This is a genomic window from Caballeronia sp. SBC1, assembly GCF_011493005.1.
In the GTDB taxonomy this organism is placed as follows: Bacteria; Pseudomonadota; Gammaproteobacteria; order Burkholderiales; family Burkholderiaceae; genus Caballeronia.
In genome coordinates this window covers 46,675-65,059 of sequence record NZ_CP049160.1, presented here as the reverse complement: position 1 = coordinate 65,059, position 18,385 = coordinate 46,675, and the positions used below count along the sequence as shown (strand labels likewise).

18 protein-coding genes and 1 pseudogene are annotated in these 18,385 nt (G+C 58.7%); 12 read left to right on the top strand and 7 right to left on the bottom strand.

Going from position 1 to position 18,385, the window contains the following annotated elements; translation table 11 throughout:
- The first annotated feature begins 17 nt into the window (after positions 1 to 17).
- The 11 genes from SBC1_RS39705 to SBC1_RS38540 all read left to right on the top strand — a co-directional run bounded on the left by SBC1_RS39705 (position 18) and on the right by SBC1_RS38540 (position 12,540).
- Complete coding sequence (locus tag SBC1_RS39705; RefSeq protein ID WP_207958452.1) at positions 18 to 1,298, top strand: Replication protein O; 1,281 nt, start codon at positions 18 to 20, stop codon at positions 1,296 to 1,298.
- 698 nt (positions 1,299 to 1,996) lie between these two features.
- Positions 1,997 to 3,157 (top strand): OmpA family protein, encoded by a 1,161-nt coding sequence (locus SBC1_RS38585; RefSeq protein ID WP_165989363.1) that lies wholly within the window; start codon positions 1,997 to 1,999, stop codon positions 3,155 to 3,157.
- Between the two features lie 101 nt (positions 3,158 to 3,258).
- Positions 3,259 to 4,857 (top strand): pilus assembly protein PilN, encoded by a 1,599-nt coding sequence (locus SBC1_RS38580; protein WP_165989361.1) that lies wholly within the window; start codon positions 3,259 to 3,261, stop codon positions 4,855 to 4,857.
- 11 nt (positions 4,858 to 4,868) lie between these two features.
- Positions 4,869 to 5,531, top strand: a complete 663-nt coding sequence (locus tag SBC1_RS38575) for a hypothetical protein (protein WP_165989359.1) — start codon at positions 4,869 to 4,871, stop codon at positions 5,529 to 5,531.
- A gap of 1 nt (position 5,532) precedes the next feature.
- Positions 5,533 to 6,834, top strand: coding sequence for a type 4b pilus protein PilO2 (gene pilO2 / locus SBC1_RS38570; RefSeq protein ID WP_165989358.1), 1,302 nt, complete (start codon positions 5,533 to 5,535; stop codon positions 6,832 to 6,834).
- A complete protein-coding gene (locus SBC1_RS38565) occupies positions 6,821 to 8,659 on the top strand; it encodes an ATPase, T2SS/T4P/T4SS family (protein WP_165989356.1) in 1,839 nt (612 codons plus the stop codon). The genes pilO2 and SBC1_RS38565 overlap by 14 nt, the downstream gene beginning before the upstream one ends.
- Positions 8,656 to 9,708, top strand: a complete 1,053-nt coding sequence (locus SBC1_RS38560; protein WP_165989354.1) for a type II secretion system F family protein — start codon at positions 8,656 to 8,658, stop codon at positions 9,706 to 9,708. The genes SBC1_RS38565 and SBC1_RS38560 overlap by 4 nt, the downstream gene beginning before the upstream one ends.
- A 35-nt stretch (positions 9,709 to 9,743) precedes the next feature.
- Positions 9,744 to 10,244 carry a type 4 pilus major pilin gene (locus tag SBC1_RS38555; protein WP_165989353.1) on the top strand — a complete coding sequence of 167 codons (501 nt, stop codon included), beginning with the start codon at positions 9,744 to 9,746 and terminating at the stop codon, positions 10,242 to 10,244.
- Positions 10,245 to 10,274: 30 nt separating this feature from the next.
- Entirely contained in the window at positions 10,275 to 10,754 is a 480-nt protein-coding gene (locus SBC1_RS38550) for a hypothetical protein (protein ID WP_165989351.1), read from the top strand.
- 11 nt (positions 10,755 to 10,765) lie between these two features.
- Entirely contained in the window at positions 10,766 to 12,064 is a 1,299-nt protein-coding gene (pilV, locus tag SBC1_RS38545) for a shufflon system plasmid conjugative transfer pilus tip adhesin PilV (protein ID WP_165989349.1), read from the top strand.
- Positions 12,065 to 12,192: 128 nt separating this feature from the next.
- On the top strand, positions 12,193 to 12,540 hold the full coding sequence (locus SBC1_RS38540; protein ID WP_165989348.1) for a hypothetical protein: 348 nt from the start codon (positions 12,193 to 12,195) through the stop codon (positions 12,538 to 12,540).
- Positions 12,541 to 13,044: 504 nt separating this feature from the next.
- Here SBC1_RS38540 and SBC1_RS38535 read toward each other — a convergent pair.
- The 7 genes and pseudogenes from SBC1_RS38535 to SBC1_RS38505 form a co-directional block, all read right to left on the bottom strand.
- Positions 13,045 to 14,040: a CAP domain-containing protein gene (locus SBC1_RS38535; protein ID WP_165989346.1), complete on the bottom strand. Its 996-nt coding sequence runs from the start codon at positions 14,038 to 14,040 to the stop codon at positions 13,045 to 13,047.
- 187 nt (positions 14,041 to 14,227) lie between these two features.
- Positions 14,228 to 15,409 (bottom strand): TcpQ domain-containing protein, encoded by a 1,182-nt coding sequence (locus SBC1_RS38530; protein WP_165989344.1) that lies wholly within the window; start codon positions 15,407 to 15,409, stop codon positions 14,228 to 14,230.
- Between the two features lie 138 nt (positions 15,410 to 15,547).
- Positions 15,548 to 16,129, bottom strand: a complete 582-nt coding sequence (locus SBC1_RS38525) for a DUF6817 domain-containing protein (protein WP_165989343.1) — start codon at positions 16,127 to 16,129, stop codon at positions 15,548 to 15,550.
- Positions 16,126 to 16,704: a 2OG-Fe(II) oxygenase gene (locus tag SBC1_RS38520; RefSeq protein ID WP_165989341.1), complete on the bottom strand. Its 579-nt coding sequence runs from the start codon at positions 16,702 to 16,704 to the stop codon at positions 16,126 to 16,128. The genes SBC1_RS38525 and SBC1_RS38520 overlap by 4 nt, the downstream gene beginning before the upstream one ends.
- Complete coding sequence (locus SBC1_RS38515) at positions 16,701 to 16,892, bottom strand: hypothetical protein (protein WP_165989339.1); 192 nt, start codon at positions 16,890 to 16,892, stop codon at positions 16,701 to 16,703. Before SBC1_RS38515 ends, SBC1_RS38520 begins: the two co-directional genes overlap by 4 nt.
- 44 nt (positions 16,893 to 16,936) lie before the next feature.
- Positions 16,937 to 17,293 (bottom strand): hypothetical protein, encoded by a 357-nt coding sequence (locus tag SBC1_RS38510; protein ID WP_165989337.1) that lies wholly within the window; start codon positions 17,291 to 17,293, stop codon positions 16,937 to 16,939.
- Between the two features lie 86 nt (positions 17,294 to 17,379).
- Positions 17,380 to 17,610 (bottom strand): annotated as a pseudogene (locus tag SBC1_RS38505) (DNA polymerase IV); the annotation flags it as partial.
- A 130-nt stretch (positions 17,611 to 17,740) separates the two neighbouring features.
- Between SBC1_RS38505 and SBC1_RS38500 the strand changes: the two are divergent.
- Complete coding sequence (locus SBC1_RS38500) at positions 17,741 to 18,364, top strand: hypothetical protein (RefSeq protein ID WP_165989335.1); 624 nt, start codon at positions 17,741 to 17,743, stop codon at positions 18,362 to 18,364.
- Positions 18,365 to 18,385: the final 21 nt, after the last annotated feature.

Genomic DNA, 18,385 nt, shown 5'->3' with positions numbered 1-18,385 from the left:
TAAATGGACCGCTCGACATGTCTATCGCGCAACGCTTCGTTGCTGGCGAGGGTGATCTGTACCCTTCAGCACCTCAGACTCAAACCGATGGCTCCGATTCGGCTGCCCTCGCCGCTTTTCATTGCGATTCGGTGAACCTTCCCTGGGTCATTTTTCGCGCTGCGTTCCGAGCAAATCACACTGAGCAACTTCCACAACGTGCGCGGGCAGTTCTAGCTGCACTTGCCCGGACTGTCGACGCCGCTCAACCATACGCTGCTGTCTTTGCAAGACGCGAGCTACTCACTGGCCGTGCCATGCAATCCATGCGCACGTTCTATCGAAGCCTGGACGATCTGGAGAGAGCCGGATTCATCGATCGTCGTGCTCAGTCCCGTTACGTTGAAGCTGGCTTGTTCGGCCGCGCATACATCCACCTCACGGAGCGTGCTGCAGCCCTCCTGGGCCTCGCTAATGAACTCCCGCCCTCTTCCGTTGATCCTGCACCAACTCCACTTCCGCCTGCCTTATCCGCGAATTCTGACCAGGCCAGTACCACTCTCATGACTTCGTTTGTACCTCCGTCTGCCACGGTGGCAGACGGAGGTATATATAAGGATCTTGACCCTAAGATTCAAAAGAGACAATCAGGCACCGTCCCTCGCGACCTCACGCGCTTGCTGAACCTGGGTTTTCATGAATTTCTCATTTTCAAGCTCATGCGCGAGGCCAAGCTGCATTCGAAGATGCTCTCCGACGTGGTGGAGGCTACCTGGGAGCATTTGCGAAAAGCCGAGCGGCCCATCAACTACCTTCGGACCCTGCTGCGCTCGCCAGTGGATTTTGGACACCAGATGCGGGTCAAGCAGGCGAGCGTCGAGCGTGCCCATCGTGAGCAGCTCGACGCGATCGAGCTTGAACAGATGCTCGCCCGGTGCGCCGATCAAACCTTCATCGATCTCGCCGGTGAACGTCAGATCGTGATCGGGCAGGGCGGCGATTCCATGACCGTCCACAGCTCATCCGAGTGCGCACCACGCCGTGCAGCAGGAACCTGGAAACCGGCCTTTGTCGCAGCCCTGAATGCCGGCAGAATCCGCGTCGCTACCGCTGAGGACCAGGAGGCTTTTGCCTCCCGCCGACGCGAACGTCTGACGCAAAACGCAGGATCCAGACGTTCTGAACCGACCGTCATTGCTTCCCGCGTGCTGACCCCTGAGATTGATACGCGCCTGGCTCAGCTCAAGCAGCTGCTGCGCCACGCAGGGACAGGCCGCCCGTTTGGCCGCACTGACATCGCTGACGGTGCAACCGCATGATGGCCGAACAAGACATCAGACACGTCGAATCCATGAACCTCCCGCCGCGCGGCACGATGCCGGCATATGGAGATGTAGAGGCGTCCGGGGCTCTCGGTAGCCAGACATCGCTATCGGAAGAATCTGGCGATCAATGCCGCTAAGTCGTGTTGGGGGTTCCAAGTCGCGATCAGCAAATCGGAGCAGAACTCGCAAAGCGTTAGCACAAAATCGATACCGCTCGCGTAGCTGATACCGAAAAGCTGTATGAACATCGAAATAGGGCAAGCAAAAAACTACATGCGCACCACGATCGGCCGTACAGCACTTGTCCGATAGCACCGTGGCGCACCCATCTCACTGTTACCGCGTCCCACCGGGTCGATATCCTCTCCGAAGCAATGCAGGCCGCGGAACGCCCCAACCCGATTACTCGGTCGCCTTTTCCCAGCACACGGAAGCTCGCACGCCAATGGACGTCCGAGAATTTCTGAGTGAGGGTAGGCCACCGCCGGGCGATGCTCTTGTCATTCATTAGCGTCTGCACTTTCAGCTCGAAGACAGTTGCAGAACCAAAACTCCCCGAATAAAACCTGAAAACGCAATAATTTACCTTTAGGCGATTCCACTATGATCGGCAGGAACGCCTGATACCGCTGAGTTAGCTGCATCAACTAAGACCAGCTCTGGCGCATCCTTTCCCGTTCCTGGAGCACTTGATGGAATCCTTGGGCAACAACCCGTCCTGGACGCGCTCGCTCGCTGCGCTGGCCTGCGTCGCGATCGTCCTTAGCCCGAGCCTCAGTCGCGCAGCCGCAAACACGCCTATCATTCAGCCTAGTCAGGCACCGTCCACGTCCCCACAGATTACAGCCAGTGCTACACACGCGGTAACGGCGACACTCTCTGCGGATGCCATGTTCGCCTTCGGGTCATCGAAGCTATCACCGGCCGGCCGCGAAAGCCTCGCCAATCTGTTTGACTCCCTCGGCGGCACCAATCAAATCAGCCGCCTTAGCGTTGTCGGCCACAGCGACCCGATCGGGGGCGCGAAGTACAACGAACGCCTATCAGACCAACGCGCAAATTCAGTGAAGGCGTTCTTCATTGAACAGGGCGTCCCAGCGGCTTCGATAGACGCGAGCGGGGTAGGCGATACCAATCCGGTAACGAAGAATTGCCCGCGGCTGCAAAACGCTGGGGCCATCGAATGTCATGGGCCCGATCGCAGGGTAGAACTTCGGGCCATTGTCCGGGCCAGTACGCCGACGAAAGCAGCTCCCTCCACTGATGCGGGATTTATCGACCTGCGAGCGCAGCCGAACTCTCCCGTTACGGGAGATACAGCCGGCATCCAGATCGCGGCAAAGGAGGCTCTCGACCTGACGATTGAACCTTCCTCCGCACCAGCAACGCATTTTGTGCGAACGGCCGTTCCGGCGATCGCACTTACCCAGCAGGCACAAGCATTGGCGCCGCCGCGCTCGACCTCGAAGCCAGTTGCTGTGAGTACTCAATCGACAAACATCGCGCCTCTCGCTCAACTGGACGAAGCCAGATCGTCGTCATCCGAATCGGACCCGGTAGTAGCTCCGGTCATTGTCCCGGACAAGCTCCAACGGTTCGCACTTAAGAGTGGCCTCCCGCTTGAGGACCAGATTGTCGCCGACGGAGCGAAGGCAGGCTGGACTGTGCTTTGGAACATTCCCGGCAACTGGACAGCCCCGAACGACGCGTCTTTTAGCGGCGACTTCGAGCACGCTGCGATCCAGTTCTTCGACCAGATGGCGGAAAACGGAGCCGACATTTGGGTGGATGTGTGGGAAGGAAATCACACGATTATCGTCACGCCGACTGGGGCGCAGGGAGCGGAGCAATGAGGAGCATGTCATCAAGAGCCATGTCGCTGAGCGTAATCGCTATGGCGACCCTCCAGCTGAGTGGCTGCGCCATACACGATGTCCATACGCAGCAAGCAGCAATGACTGCAACGACACAGGCAAAACTCGATACGCAGCAAAACAGTCGCCAGGTCGTAGTCATTCACAAAGGAGCGTGGTTGCTCGGCCAGCAGATTCCGGCGAGCAAGCCTGAACCGGCGATTTACAACAAGGACGTTTCGTACAACGCCCCTGGGAGTCTCACACTTGCAGACATTGGCAACTGGATATCGAAACGAGTTGGAATCCGCGTAGTAATTGACGATTCCGTAGGTTCGTCCTCTGCTAGTTCCGGACCAGCACAAGTGGTCGCACCCCGGATGTTGAGCGCGATACCAGCACCGGGCAGGGCGGTACCCGATCTTTCAGCCGCATTGCCGGGGATGGCAGCGGCGCAACCTTTGGCCGATCCATCGACCGCGTTCAAATTCACGGGTCAGTTCGGGGATTTTCTGAACATCGTTGACACTCGCTTCGGCGTCTGGTCGAAATATGCGGACGCGACGCTCACGTTCTTTCGCAGGGAAACCCGCACGTTCACGATCGCGAGTCTGCCCAAAGCCAGCTCTATGAGTGGTTCCATTACCACGGGTGATTCGAGCAATTCCGGAGGTACGCCAAATGTAATGGGCGGTTCGGGAACAAGTACAGCCGCGACGGGGAGCGGCAGTAGTGGTCAGTCGGGCAGCGGGGGGCAAACTTCTTCGGAGTCTTTATCGATTGACCCATGGCTTAGCTTCCAGGCTTCGGCGCAGGCTGTGGCGGGGCCGGGCGCACAGGTTTATGCGGACAAGAATCTGAGTCTTCTAACGATCACGGGAACGCCGCCACAGTGTGATCGCCTCGCGGCCTGGGTCAAGAATGACATCAACGCCACCTTCGGCAAGAACATTGCGATCGAAGTGCGCCTGTATCAGGTCCAGAAAACGCGCGAGGACAACTACGGCTGGAATCTCGCCCTCGCTTACACAAGCAAAGGCGCTCACACGGGTGCAAGCATCTCTGGTGCCCCAGCGCCGTCAGTGTTGAGCAGTACGTCGGCGATGACCTTTGGCGCAAGCATTGTCGGTGGCACTCTGAGTGGGACGCAAGGGGCCGTACAGGCTCTGTCGACGCTCGGAAATGTAACCTCACTCTACGGTACCGGCGGCGTTACCCAGAACGGGCGCTCTATCGACCTGCAGGATGCGGAGCAACAGGACCACGTAACGTCGAATCAGTCGACACTGGTCGCATCTGTTGGTGCTACGAATAGCACTCAGGTAACGACGATGGTTTCGGGCTTCACCGGATCGTTTGTGCCGAAGATTATCGACGGGCGGATTGTGATCAGCTTCGAACTGACACTGACGGACAAACCTACTTTTACGGTGTTCCCACCGCTCGCAGCTTCCAGCAGCTCCACGTCGTCGACGACGACATCTTCAGTTCAACTTGCCGACCGGCACATCGACACCTTGCATCAGGACGTCAATCTGAAGCCTGGTGAGTCATTGGTGTTGACAGGACTTCGACAGCACACGCTGACGTCTACAGACAACGGAGTCGGTTCGCCTTCGCTGCCCATCCTGGGTGGCGGTTCCGATGCGCAAGACAACGACACCATGATTGCAGTGGTAATCACCGCGCGCCTGATGTGAGGTAAAAGACGATGAAATATCGGATGAAGATTTGGTCTATCGCACTCGCGGTTTTCCCGATTGCTGTCTTCGCCAGCACACCAGGCAAAGCTTTGACTGAAAACACGACGGTCGTGAGCGCAGCTCTGCCATCTGCGGTTTCGAGAGGCCAGGGAGCGGAGGGCCCTGAAAATCCCGAAGGCGGTGGGCTTCAGTCCGGAAGTGGACCTTCTGGCCTGACTGCCGCACCAGGGGCGCCGGGCGCGGCAATCGACAGTCAAACTGAATCGTCGGAGTCTGACGAGACCGCTGCGATCGAGAAGCAGAAGAAACTCTGGAAGGACCGTGCTGAAATCGCACGCTACAAAGCCGCAGCTGCTGTGGACGAAGCTCGTGCGCGTCAGGCTGCCGAAAGAGGGTCTCCTGCCACCCCAGCAACGTCGGCGGCAAAACCCGTCGGGCCTCTACCTTCTACCTTCGCTCTCGCGCCTCAAGAAGCGTTCGCAATTCAGTTCGCGGGCGCCTTCAATGGACGCTGGGAAGCTGACATGATCGTAGACGGCCGGTCGTACCCATCCGTGCAGGTTGGCAATGTCGTCGGAAGCGGTTGGAAGGTGATCGCCATCACCGACCGTAGCGTCGAGCTTCGGAAAGGAACTGGCGCAGGTGGGCAAACCAAGGTGGTGAGATTCTGAGATGGCCCAGACGCTGATCATTCCGGGTGTCAGAGGCGAGTTCGTTGCGGGGCTGGCCTGGCGCACTCACGCACAGCCACCGAAGTCAGAGGCGATTCGCGCATGGTCTGTCAGGTCGGGCCGTTGGGGCGTAACGTACAAGACTAGCGAAGGCCACACGCAGGTCGGTCTTTGTGATCCTGTTTCCGGCGTCGACTCGCCTGGCAGACTTAAGTCTCTCGCCGCTTCTGTGGCCGGTCAGCAAGTGGCGCCATGGCGGGCCATCTACGAACTGGGTAGCGGTCGGTTTTGGTACGTCGCTGTACGCGATCGAAAGGCGATTATTCCGGATGGCGACCAGATTGGAACCAGAAATGAGATCGAGCGCGCCTGGGACGATCACACCAGGCTCGGAAACTGGAACGAGCTGACAGAAGGCACCGTCGACGACATCGCAGACATGCTGTCCGCGGCGCCGGTTACTCCCAGCTTGCAAGATATGCAAGCACGTGCATCGGTTCGATTCGTTAAAACGTACGCCCCGAAGATCGCGATACTCTTCGCGATTGTGGTGGCCGCTGCATTCCTCCTTGGGCGCGTCCTTGGGTACGGAGTGAGACATCGTCACGCAGAGCAACCTCGAGCGACCACTCTGCCAGTCAAACTTCCGCCCGTCGTAACTCGACCTTGGGTTGACGAGCCAATGCCGTCGCAAGCCATCGACGCGTGCCATCGCATATGGAGCGGAAAACACCTCGACCTGAAAGGATGGGACCTGGTGTCGTGGACCTGTGCATTAGATAACGACGGTATAGCTATCAATAAATCGTGGTCGCGCACATACGGTCGCGCGAGCGATGCACCGGGAACCCTGAGCCCTACAGGACAGTCGGCGGCGGAAACAGAAAAGGCCTTAGCAAGATTCGAGAAATCGCCCGATTTGGCGAACAGTATCGACGTTGCCGAGGCGTCGGTCCGCGACTTCGCACAAGTACATGGATACACCCTGACAATCGGTGCGGCTGCGGCCAAACCCGAGCTACCCACTTTCACCTTGGCAAAGGACACAAGTCCGTGGACATCTTCCCACGTGACTATTAACGTCCCGTGGGCACCTTGGCTTGGACTCGCCGCATCCTTCGACAGCGTGAGCGGTTTGCGCATCCGCTCCGTAACCTGGAATTCCGAAGCGGACCAGTGGCTCGTTGCCGGCGAACTTTATGGGCTGAACAGGCCTCATCCAGAGGGAAATGCCTCTTCGGGTCAGCAAACGGTCAACAGATCGAAATCGCAGACAAAACGGGTGCGCCATGAGAATCCCTGAAACCTTTCGTCTGCGCGTGCGTAGCGGCATTCCGTTTTTATCGGGTGGGCCGCGCGCTGAAGACAGCGAAGCTAACGAGGTGGCGCGGCATCAAGTCGCTCTGCCACCGCCACCGGACGCTGTCGCAAAGAACATCGTGTATCCGTTGACCGTGGGAGGTCGGTTTGGGGAGATCGCTGTTACCTTGGGCCTAATCACGCAAACGCAGGTTAACGAGTTGCTTCGTGTACAGGGGAAGCAGTTAGCGAAGGGGGAGCGCAAGAGCATCGGCGATCTCGCGATCGAGGCGACCATGCTTCGCAGGGAAGATGTCGACCGGGTGTTGAGTGAGCAGAGAGCAGTGATCTTCGTGGACGCTCGCTCCCGCGGCGCGCCGGAGTTTCTCACATGGATGACGGATGTCCGCGCGCTTGTCCCGTCCGCCAGTGTGATTTCGGTGGCCGCACAGCAGCTCCAGGAGATGAAGCAGGAGCACAGCCAGTTTGTTGGCCGAGACACGACTGATCAGCCGAACCTCAAGATCGCTCACACTCTTTACGAGAATTGCGCGAAGGCCAACGCCACTGACCTTCATTTGCTGATCCACGAGAATCATGCGGAGGTACAGGTTCGGATCAACGGCGATCTGTGGAGAGTTGACAACACAGAGATGCGGATGACGAAGGTGGAGGGAACGCAGCTCGCTCGCGCAATGTATATCGGCGCGGCCAAAACAAACGAGGGTAGCTTCGTCCCCAGCGAGTTCCAGGACGCTCAGATCAAAGGCGACTGGCTGCCGGGCACCGGCCTGTCGAGCATTCGGATCATCCGCGGACCGGCATACCCGGTGGATGACGGTGCTGGGTTCCTCATCGCCCGGCTGCAATCCTCCGTGTTGCGACATGGCGACGCCGCTCCGGAGCATAGCCTGCAGCTAAGTGCTCCAGCGCGGCCAGAAGGCGCGGTGGAGTTCAAGGGTTTCACCGAAGGTCAAAAGGAGATGCTCGAGCAGATTGTCCGCTTGCCGGGCGGCATCTTTATCAGTACAGGTCCGGTCAATACAGGCAAAAGTACGCTGCTTTACTGGCTTATGTGGCGGCATGCACAGTTGTTTCCACATAAGCGACAGATAACGTTCGAGAACCCGCCGGAATACCCAAAGCCATGGGCCCTGATTCTCGATGCGAAGGGACACAAGTTCGCCTACCTGCTGGAAGAGTCCCTCCGGATGGACCCGGATCTTCTTCTTATCGGTGAGTGGCGAAATGCAGAGGAATGCCTAATGACGATCCAGGCATCTCTGGCCGGTCGATTTTGCCTAACCACCGCGCACGTGGAGGACCCCTACGAAACGTTTCTACGGATGGAAACCCTCGATAACGAACGGCTGAACAAGGAGGTGATCTGCAACGACAGCATCGTTAAGGCACTCATGGCACAGCGACTGGTACAGCGGCTCTGCCCGGAGTGTAAGCAGCCTTTGGCGAGTAGAAACGGGACACTTCACGAAGTGCCGAAGTACATACGGGAGGCTATCGCATCTTGGAACGGACACTCGAATGGACAACTAAGCGAAGTGTGTGTGCGGGGCAAAGGGTGTCCGGCCTGTAACCACACGGGAGTAGTCGGGCGGCTCCCGGTGGCCGAAATCATCATGACGTCGGAAGCGCTAATGGACGATATCAAACGCAAAGGCACCGGCGTAGCACGCACGAACCATCGTCTTCGACCCGGTTCAGATCGGTCGATGTTGGCGCATGCCATCGACAGGGTTTTGGCAGGAGAAGTAGATCCAATCGACGCGCACGTCGCCGTCGGGCTGAAGCAGTGGAGGGACGGGGCATGACAGCGGAACTCACATGGCTTTTGCGAAAGCAGTTCTACGAGCAGGCTGCCAATGATCTGGAGCACAAGCGTGGCATCGAGGCCAGTTTGTACGATTTTCAGGATCGGCTCGAACAAAAGAGGAAACCGGCGGAAGCAGAGATCATCCGCCAGATCTATCGCATGGTCACGGACGGCGACACTTTGGTCAGCGCCTTCGAGAAATCTGGTGTAAAGCTCTCTCACTTTGAACGAGGTCTTATCGCCGGCGGCGAAGAAGCTGGCACGCTTCCCTTATGCATGCGGCTGATTCTTGATGTCCGTGGGGTGACCTCGAACCTCCAGTTGAAGATGTTCGCCGCAGTTTTCACGCCGATGATATACGTTGTCGCGCTGTACCTTACCCTTTTCATCGTCGGCTTCTGGGTCACCCCTTCGTTCGAAGGATCGGTGCCCCCATCCCGATGGACAGGATGGGCCTACTTGTTATACGCCATGGGACAGCTTGCTGTCGGCCCCGTTGCGCCGATCATTGCAACTGTCCTCATCGGCGTTTCGATCTGGGCTGGTCGTGCGTTGCCCAGGTGGACAGGACCACACCGTGAATTTTTCGACCGCCATATCTTCCCATTCAATGTTTACAAGCAGGTAGAGGGGCTTGCGTGGGTGATGGCATTTGCCGCGATGCGGATGGCGAAGATCGGCGAGCGCGAGGCCCTAACCAGCCAGATTCAATTCGCCTCTCCCTGGTTGAGGTCGCGTCTGCGTCCGATCCGCGGAGGCCTCACCGGCCATGGAGTTGATCTCGCCAAAGCGATGACGCTCAGCGGGCATCAGTTTCCGTCGATCGACATGATTAGCGAGATCAGCGCATACGTCCAATATAAGAATTTTCCAGAGGTAATCGACAAGACCGCGCGTGACTACGTCAAGCGTCTTGAACGAGAGCTTATATGGAAGGCCGTCGCGTTCGGAATTCTGTTTCAGCTCGTGACGTTTGCTCTAAGCGGCGTAATCGGGCTCGGGAGTACTGCTGTGATTCAGCAGGTTGCTACGGGTCTGCACATCTAAACCATACGTTAACTACACGTAAAAAAGGAGTACTCATGGATTCGATCCTTGGATTTTTCGCCGGCCGCGGCATGCAACTGGCGGCCATCGCGGGCGTAGCTCTTCTGATTGCCGCAACTGTCATCATCATGACCAGCGGAAATATGGTGTCCGACCTGACCTTTATCATGACGCAAGCTCGCTCGGAGCTAGCCCAAAGCAACAACGGATATACCAACTTTACTAACGGAAATTCAGCAGGATTGCTCAATGCTGGAGTCTTCCCGAGCACGTGGAACAAGAGTGGGACGATTTACGATCGCTGGGGTAATGAAGTGACGCTTGGTAGCACAGCGAACGGCGTGCAAGGCGAGCTGACGTTCGGCGGCGGTGGTACCGAAACAGCGAGCTCGTGCACGGACGTCGCGACGAAATTGAATGGCTATTCGACCTTGCAGATTGGTGGCACGACTTTCTCGCCGACCACGATGCCGGACGCGGCGACCGCCGGTACCGCTTGCTCTGGCCAGCCGACGCTCTCCCTAACGTTCCAGTAACTCACCACGACCCAAGTCTGAGAACCGCTTATGGCAGCGATCCTTCCCGTCATCATGGCCATGATTTTTCTGGGTCTCATGGCACAAGACAGCCAGCTCGCGCAGGCTGTCCCGGGTAGCGCCACGCAGTCGTCGCAGCTGGGTGACGCAGCGGCATCCGCGGCGGTCCAGGCGGAACTCTTCGGTACAGCTTGTCTTAACGCAGCACTTGCTGTTCCAGGGGAGATCTCCTCAAGCGTGGAAGTAACGATGCCAGTGGGCGTTCCGGTTCCCGAGGGATCCGTTTGCAAAACCGTTGCCGACCCCGAAGGTGGGCGCGATGTGCTCAGTTATACGCCGCTCGTGAGCGGCGAGGTTAGCGAAGTCGGATCGGCAACGGAGAGTAACGCCAGCTGGTTCCAGTCCACGGCGAAAGGGCAGGCGACAGGCCTCTTCACGGGTGCGAGCCTGCAGATCCCGACAACAGTTCCTGTTGGGGTGCTAATACAGGCGCAACTGCTCAATCCTTGAGGGCGTAACGGATGGATGCAATTCTGTCGATCATGGCGGCGACCGTGATCTCCATGCTGAACATAGCGGGGCTTATGGTTTGGGTGATCATGTCGGCGACGAATGTCCAGACAGCGATGACTGCAGCCCATATGCGAGTATGGGATGCTGGCGCGTTGAAGTACGTGCAGGACTTTGCCTCGACCATTGGGGCGACGGCGACGGCGACGATCCCGGTTACAGTGACGACCGCGATGATGAATGCGGCTGGCAACTATTTGCCCGTCGGCTACTCCGGGGTCAACCCTTTCGGTCAGACACTTGAACTTCAGGTGCTACAGCCGTCCGCGGGAGTCTTGCAAGCGCTCGTGACAAGTCAGGGTGGCCGGTCAATCAGCGACAGCAAGCAGCTTGTTCAAATTGCGGCGCAAGCGCAGGCGGGATTCGTACCGTACGCGAACCAGGGCGGAAATGCCAATCTGAGTGCCTCGAACGCGTACGGTGCGTTCGGCGCGTGGGGGCCCATCGCACTTACCAATTTTACGAACCCCGGGAGTGGTCACCTCGCCGATCTCCTGTCGTTTTCAGGGGCGAGTAACCAGGCAAACAACATGTATCTGTACCGGGTCGCCGTTCCCGGTCAGCCCCAGCTCACCAACATGCAGACCGACCTTGGACTGACCGACGCTGGCGGGACGAAGCACAACATCACCGGTATCAATACGGCCACAGCGCAGACGTTTTCGGCGAACGGTGGGGGGCAGTTTGACAGTGACCAGGGCGGCTCCCTCGAGCTCGGCGGAAACAATTCCGTCGCCGGAACAGGACAACCTTATATCGACTTTCATCAGACGGGCCAAGGTGTTCAGGATTTCAATGTCCGCATCCAGAACAGTGCTAACAACCAGCTAACCATTAGTTCTGCTAGCGGACAGGCAAGCGTGGAAATTGGCGGCACGATCCACCTCGCTAACATCGCCACTCCGGAAGCGTCATGTACCCAGAACGGTACCATCGCGGGCATTATCGATGGCACCGGGCTCACGATGACGTGTTATGACAATGCGTGGATACCTATAGGTGGACGCCATCAAATATTTGGCCTGTACAACGTGTCGAACGGCAGCGTTGTCGCCGCTCCGACTTGTTCGGTTGGCGGCGTCGGTGAGATTACGTTGGCCGCCCAAAACTTTACGGTGGACCCCACAGCGACTGTGAATTTTGGCCCGGCATCCGGGAGCGGTCCTTGGACAATCTCAATTACGGACGGCAATACTCCGGCAACGGCGATTGCGGGTACAGCTCAGGTCGTTACGCTTTGCAAATACTAGAATGTTGATGACAATATGAGAAACAGCTTTGGAATACTAAGGTTCGCGCTGTTCATCGGTGTGCTTTTCTTCACGCAGTCCTCATTCGCGCAGGACTCGGATTGTTCGCCGGGGAATCAGGACAACACGTGCCTGCACCGCGTGACACACGCGATGATTTCCCCGCCGACCTGCTCGACAGCTGCCGGCTGGACGACGGTGACAGCTGCGAAATGGATCGGATCCGGATACACCTCGCCGGCGTGCAATTACCAGTCGCCGCCGGCATGTTCAACCTCCGCTGGATGGTTTACGCTCACGCCGGCCAGCTGGAACGGGTCGGCGTGGTCCGCCCCACAGTGCACTTACGAAGCGCCGCCGACGTGTTCAACGGATCCTGGGTGGAATACTGTCGCCGCAGCAGTGTGGACGGGAAGCGGATGGACAGTTCCGCAATGCAGCTACGTGGCCCCGCCCAGCTGTCCGAGCGGCTATAGCCAGACCGCCGCGCCGTCATGGAACGGCTCGGCCTGGACCGGCCTCGGATGCGAAGCGAACACGCCACCTGTCACCCAAACCACGCAAGAGGCCGCATGCGCGCAGTTCATCAACTCGTGGCAGCCGTACGCGTCAACCTATCCGAACCTCCAGAATCAACCATTCTCACCGTCTGGATGGTCGACCGTCGACGGTTCTGTTACCTGGGTACTTAATGGGCCTTATCCGTACGCAACGGGAAGTGCGAACAGCTGGTCGTCTAGCACCCCAGGTGTGACTTTCTACTACAACTGGAATTTCGGCCAGTACACGGATGCAAACTACCTGGTTTGTGGGGTTCAACAGGGCACAAACACTGTTGTCGGCATGGGCTTCTTTTTCACGACCGACAGCGATCCAGGAGCTGGGGGTGATGGTAGTGGTTAAGCCTGATGGTGCGCATGTTCTGCGGATCAAAAAAATACCCCGCAGTGAGTGCGGGGTATTCACAAGGTGTTGGCAGACTATCCCACGACGCTACCAGTCGTGAAGGTAAAGCTGCGGGAAAACGCGGTGCCGTTGTCGGTACCAGTGATCGACACGGAGTACGTGACGTTTGGTTGCAGAGGAGTGGTCGGATAGGCTACGGCTTCGAACGACGGGAGCTCCTTGTTCGGATCATTCGCCGAGTACAGCAATTGCAGGTTGATGACGTTTCCCGACGTGTCGGTCATTGTCCCGCTTTGCAGCAGCAGCGTGTCGTTCTGACTCAAGCCGGCCAGTGCAATCGGCGTGCCCCAGTTACCCGACGTGTTCGGCGGAGTCGGCGTTTCACCGCCTGCCGAATATGCAACACCCGTTGTGCCCTGGCACGGGAAGGTGAGCGGACCGCTACCCGTTCCCGTCTGCATGTTCCCGATCTCGAGGGAAGCCTGGATTTCCGGAAAACCGTTGTAGGTCGTCTGGTTCCAGCCTACGCCAACCTCGGTAACCGGCCACACGCCGATGGCGATGTGATACACCCCAGACAGCCAGCCATAGACGAGTTGCTGGCCATACTGCGTCGGCGTGAGCGTTGCGTTGGTGTAATACCCACCGCTTACCCCGCTGGTCAGCACAGTCGACGGATAGCCGAAATGCACGGCACGGTCGGTATAGGTCACCCCGGTGAAACCTGGGTTGCCCGAAACCTCGGTGTCGGTAATCAGACCGCTGTTTTCGCCCATATACGTCGCATGCGCCTGAGCTGGCTGGTCCAAAGTTGTATTTTCCGTCAGCGGGGCGAACCCGCACTGCTGACGCTCCTGGTTTAGCAACTGGAAGGCAGCGAGCTGGGCGCTGGATGCAGCGTACTGCGGGGTAGACACGTTCCCGCTCGTTGCCGTCGTCGAGCTCGCCGACGTTGCCGCTGCGGTGCTCGACGAACTACCGCCGCCACCACCTCCGCAAGCTGCGAGGATGGCCGTGCTAGCGATCGCACCGTACAGAGCGCATTTTCTAATCTGGAGATTCCGGTTCATGGTTTTTATTCCTTGGATGTACCCCGATGTGCAATGTGAGGACGTGGGGCAACCTGCGCTCCACGCACACACATTGGTTATCGGTCGGGGATGAAATTTCTTGAAAGTCAGGCTTACTTGCGTGCGCCTGACCGGGGTCTTTGCGGAAGGAGATGACACACCAAAAAAAACCTGCGCGCCCTTGGCGTCAGGCCGCATCAGATACAACGATCTCCCGGGTCCGTGGATTTATCTTGATGTCCAGCTTGGGGACCAGGTTCGAAATCATGCGTAGCGCATCGACGAACCCGCCGGACACGGGCCCGCCCTGGGTCACCTTGTAAGGATCTGACGCCCGCCACTCAGGCGGTTTCCAGCCTGCGGTTTGCGCCCACGCCGCAATTGTTTCCTTTAGCGTATGGTTCGACTCGAGCGTCCAGACGTCCGGCACCGTTGGAGGGGTTTGAACTGCTGTCGGCGTCGGCGTTGTGACCGGCACTAATTTTGCAGCCGAGCTCACAGGCGCCGGCGTAAGGGTGGGCGCCGACGGTTTCGCCGACGTGTACTGGATGGAGTCCGGGTGGAAGACGGCAGACATCATGTAATTCTTCGCAGGCGCCGCCGGTACGACAACTTCAACCCCGTCGCGAGCGGGCGCCTTCGAACCCGCGTCCGGTGCTGATCCCGACGTCGGCGTCGCTTGCGCCGCTTCGTCCTTCATCAGCAGGGAAAGCAGCCGCGCCGCGTCCTCGGGCGGCAGCTGATGGCGCGAAACGAGATCCATGATGTCGCGAATCAGGGCGGTCCTTTGTACGTCACCCATCCCGGAGGAGGTTCCGCGGTTTGTCGCGGGCGCAGTAGCTTGCGTTGCCGCGCTGATGCGATCGCCTGATGTGTCTTTGTCGGCGGTCTGGACGGAAGCTGGCGCCGCCGCCCACGGCATTGTCGGTGACGCCGGTTGTGACTGTGTCGCGAGGGACTGGAGAGATGGAGACATCGTAACAATGACCGCGCAGTCGTAGAGCCGCCCACGCCTCAGTACACTTGAATCAGCGTCAGTCGCGATCGAAACTGAGCGGGGGTCTGTGCCGTTGCCTATCAGCCAGCTGCGGATCTGCGCCGCCCTTTGATGCGGGATCGCGTTCCTTGCAGTTCCAATGTCGCCGCAGCCGGCGATCGTGACCGCTCGCGCGTCCAGAGCACGAGGAAGGACATTGTCGAGCACGATCGTCGCGTCATCGGATAAGTGGCTCGTGCGAGCTGCGAACGGTACGCGATAGACCGACTCGACGAGTGCCGGCGGCCGGCCGCCCGTGGGGTCGGCCTGTGCATGGACATATGCCGTGGGCATGAGGACCGTGCCCACTATGAAGGGGATGCTTGAGCGCATTGGTTTCTCCGGGATAGGCCTCGAGGACCTTGAAGTCTGATTTCTGGGATCAGAAATCGCCGTAAGAGAATTATATTCGTGTTGAGATTTAAAACTATATTGACGGATAGCCCTGTCGGTCACCAGTGACGGTGTGCGTCAACCGGGCCTGTCACTTGCGAGGAGTTCGTCTTCGGTTCTCATGGCGAAAACACGGAAACCGTGAGGTCCGACCATTCCCCACGCACGCGCACCGCGCGCGAGCGCCGGCGCGCTGGCCAGCGCGTTCTGCTCGAGCAGGTTTGCGGCCTCGAGCCAGGCGAGAGCGACTACTTCGTCCGGGGAAAGGGGTAGGGCGTCGCGCGTGATCCGGTCAATTGGATCGGATCGACGTCCTGAGATCAAGCCGTTAATGGTCGAAACACGCCGATCGAGCCGACAGAACAACAGGGAAAGTCGGGCAGCCTGTTCACCAGCCAGCTCAGCCACGAGCGGGGCCTCATCCCACCTGCAGACCGTGTGCTCGAAAGCGCTCGTACCGAAAACCGAGTGAATGAGTCCGGCGAGCGCAACGTGCTCCGGCGCTCCAGCGTGGTCGAGGATGTCATAGGTGCCGAGGAGATGGTTCAGTAGCTTTGTGCCGCTATGATCAATCTTGGCGGCGCCGCGGGCGCGCAAAAATGCAAGTATTGGTGCGATAGAAGTCACGGATGACGACAGAATCTCCACAGTCGTGCTCATCGCGGAGCTCTCGTCTTGAACACGATGCACACTCGTAGTTCGTGACATTCCCGATCGACCGCTCTGGCTGCGTGCATCACGTTGGCCGGAAAGACAATCGCACGGTTCGGCCGCGGCAGACATGACCAGGCAATATCACCGGAATGGTCCAGAAAGACAGTTTCACCGCACCATTGCGGTTGCCACTCGGGCACCGCGTAATACACGAGCGACCAGTACCCGTCATCGCGGCGGTCCATGTGCGCATTGCCGCCGATACCGAAGGTGTGGGCATTTGCGTATGCCCGAATCAGCGTATGACCGCGCATTGGGCCGGCCGAAGCTCTGGCCCAAAGAACGCGGGCGATATCGTGCGTCAGTTCGTGCTCGACGCTGGCATCGTTCTCGGTCCGCGTACCGCCGTCGAGATCCACATGCCAGTGACTTCCATTTCTGCCAAGGTTCGACTTCCAGCCAAACTGCCATGGCAAGATACGTGCATCATCGGCCACCCCCCTGACCTGTTGCTCGGGCAGGAAGTCGTCAAAGCGCAGCAGCTGATAGCTTTGCGCACCCGCCATGCGTGCGATGCTCATTCGGGTTCTCCTGCCTTCGCTAACTCGGCAGCGGTCTCCGCAGTTGAGATCTCCTCGTAAATTGCCTCAATCTCGTCAAGGATCTCCGTTGCGGCCTGCAGAACAGTGATGCCGCGGACCCGTGCGCGTGCGGCCACGATCGGATACAGCTCTGGATTTTCGCCCCGTAAGGCAGCTTGCGCCTGCATGCATCGGAGCTGCGCTGCCACCGATTCGCCGGCGGCCCGCTCGCTCAGCCGAAACGCAAGACCCGGGAGAGCGTCCTCGTTGTGAACGCGGGACGCTCAGTAGACTTGGCTGACCCACGCGGAGCCTTCTCCTCGCCAACTCGTTCGAGTGCCATTGGAAGTGCGATTGCGTTGACGATGTCACTTTCGTCACAGTCGTAGTGGTACAAACTGCAATTCAATGCGTGTAACCCGACCGGAAGCATTGCGTCGGGAACGACGACGGTGCGCATCTCAGCTGTCGAAAAGGCCCGCTTGCCGTCATTGGAAATGACAAGGATGTCGGTCGGTATCGGATCGTGCCCGGAACGGGAAAAATACATGATCCGGTGCGACTGTGGGTCAAGGAATAGCGTTGCCATGGAGCCAGCATAGCAGCGCACGACCGCATCAAATTATCGCTGCGTAAGTTCAATTCCGGCACGCGGGGCCATTCACCCGGTCCCTGCTAGTTGTCGGCAGAGAATGGGAGTTCCGCCTGAATCGCCGCTCGAGCCGTTGGAGCTTCGTCGCCCGCCTCGAGGCCCGTCACTCGTACGCCGAGCAAACGTAGTTTCCTGTCGAGCGTAACCCTCTTGACGCACTCGGTCGCCGTCCTCCTGATGAGCACGGCATCAGCGGTCGCGGTAGGAAGCGTAAGGTTACGTGTCACGGTATTGAAGTCGGCATAGCGCAGCTCCGGGCACCGCTATCTCGGCGAAACCGGACCCGCTTACGCGTAGCCATCGGTTGCGTATTTTTATCACTGACATCTCCGACACTCAGGCAATTGTTCGCATAAGCGGACGTCACTTTCAGGAGATGTCGAAATGGCCGTAAACTTTCAGCAAACCAACGAAGCAATGCAGGAGTTCCTCGGCGCTGCCGGGTATCGCGCGGTCGCCTACGGAGAGATGACGGCGATCGGACGAACGAACGGGCAGGGGGCTTGCACAGTTGCCCACTTCGCGCCCGAACAGGCAGATGCCGTGCTCGAAAAGTTGTCGGCGCTTGGCGGTCACGCCGTCGCGCGGCCGACATCGGTGCCGGGAAAGTATGTCGTTGCTTTCGAACAGCCAGAACGAAAATCGCCAGAATCCAACACGGTTCAAAGGATCGAGGCTGTTGCCAAGACCGTCGACGGGTTGACGAAGGCGTTGATGCAGGTGCTCGAGATGATCGCCAGTGGCTCTGGCGACGCAAAGGCGCTTGCAACAACAACGCTACACAGGGCTGGCATGTGGGCCCCTGAGAAGGCAGCACCCGCACCAGCGGTCGCCGAAGTGATTCGCGTGCCAGTCGACGTCCTGGGGTCGCTCCTCGCGATGGCAAACTCGCACGTGGCGGAAATCGAATCAGGTCTCGAGGACGGCACCTACGAAGTCTCAGAAAATCTTGATCTCACGAAGATGCAGGAGGCGATTAAGGTCGCCGAAGAGCTTTACCGATTCTGACCGACTGCGCACAGGCAGCAT

Excerpts from the sequence above, each read along its gene's own strand:
- SBC1_RS38535 (WP_165989346.1), bottom strand. The coding sequence starts at position 14,040 with ATGAACCGGAATCTCCAGATTAGAAAATGCGCTCTGTACGGTGCGATC.
- SBC1_RS39705 (WP_207958452.1), top strand. The coding sequence starts at position 18 with ATGTCTATCGCGCAACGCTTCGTTGCTGGCGAGGGTGATCTGTACCCT.
- SBC1_RS38550 (WP_165989351.1), top strand. The coding sequence starts at position 10,275 with ATGGCAGCGATCCTTCCCGTCATCATGGCCATGATTTTTCTGGGTCTC.
- SBC1_RS38580 (WP_165989361.1), top strand. The coding sequence starts at position 3,259 with ATGACTGCAACGACACAGGCAAAACTCGATACGCAGCAAAACAGTCGC.
- SBC1_RS38510 (WP_165989337.1), bottom strand. The coding sequence starts at position 17,293 with ATGGCAACGCTATTCCTTGACCCACAGTCGCACCGGATCATGTATTTT.
- SBC1_RS38530 (WP_165989344.1), bottom strand. The coding sequence starts at position 15,409 with ATGCGCTCAAGCATCCCCTTCATAGTGGGCACGGTCCTCATGCCCACG.
- pilO2 (WP_165989358.1), top strand. The coding sequence starts at position 5,533 with ATGGCCCAGACGCTGATCATTCCGGGTGTCAGAGGCGAGTTCGTTGCG.
- SBC1_RS38555 (WP_165989353.1), top strand. The coding sequence starts at position 9,744 with ATGGATTCGATCCTTGGATTTTTCGCCGGCCGCGGCATGCAACTGGCG.
- SBC1_RS38575 (WP_165989359.1), top strand. The coding sequence starts at position 4,869 with ATGAAATATCGGATGAAGATTTGGTCTATCGCACTCGCGGTTTTCCCG.
- SBC1_RS38500 (WP_165989335.1), top strand. The coding sequence starts at position 17,741 with ATGGCCGTAAACTTTCAGCAAACCAACGAAGCAATGCAGGAGTTCCTC.
- SBC1_RS38565 (WP_165989356.1), top strand. The coding sequence starts at position 6,821 with ATGAGAATCCCTGAAACCTTTCGTCTGCGCGTGCGTAGCGGCATTCCG.
- SBC1_RS38520 (WP_165989341.1), bottom strand. The coding sequence starts at position 16,704 with ATGAGCATCGCACGCATGGCGGGTGCGCAAAGCTATCAGCTGCTGCGC.
- SBC1_RS38515 (WP_165989339.1), bottom strand. The coding sequence starts at position 16,892 with ATGCAGGCGCAAGCTGCCTTACGGGGCGAAAATCCAGAGCTGTATCCG.
- pilV (WP_165989349.1), top strand. The coding sequence starts at position 10,766 with ATGGATGCAATTCTGTCGATCATGGCGGCGACCGTGATCTCCATGCTG.
- SBC1_RS38560 (WP_165989354.1), top strand. The coding sequence starts at position 8,656 with ATGACAGCGGAACTCACATGGCTTTTGCGAAAGCAGTTCTACGAGCAG.
- SBC1_RS38585 (WP_165989363.1), top strand. The coding sequence starts at position 1,997 with ATGGAATCCTTGGGCAACAACCCGTCCTGGACGCGCTCGCTCGCTGCG.
- SBC1_RS38525 (WP_165989343.1), bottom strand. The coding sequence starts at position 16,129 with ATGAGCACGACTGTGGAGATTCTGTCGTCATCCGTGACTTCTATCGCA.